Here is a 266-nt window from a genome sequence, read left to right as displayed (position 1 = left end):
TTTGGGTGATAACCATTATTGACGTATTCCAGATGGTATTTTTTTAATCTTTCCAGATTGATTCCATCGATAGTTTTATTGTCAATTCCGGGTGTACCCGCTCCCTTGTTAGCCGCAATTTTATTAAATGCGGTTAACGTGTTGTAAAAGTTATTCATTCCCTGCTGGAGTTCTCTTTTTAAGGAGTAGCCGTTTGATGAACAATATTGAATTCTATTCAATGTTCGTAAAAGTTTAGTTTCTGGTGAAACCGTTGTTGACATAAT

1 pseudogene is annotated in these 266 nt (G+C 35.3%); it reads right to left on the bottom strand.

The features are described from left to right. Positions 1-263 (bottom strand): annotated as a pseudogene (locus KHD59_RS02455) (group II intron reverse transcriptase/maturase); the annotation flags it as partial. Positions 264-266 lie beyond the last annotated feature (3 nt).

The sequence above is a fragment of the Sesame phyllody phytoplasma genome (assembly GCF_018390775.2).
Classification (GTDB): domain Bacteria; phylum Bacillota_I; class Bacilli_A; order Acholeplasmatales; family Acholeplasmataceae; genus Phytoplasma; species Phytoplasma australasiaticum.
Note: the sequence above shows the minus strand (reverse complement) of the source record. Positions and strands in the feature narration are given on the sequence as shown.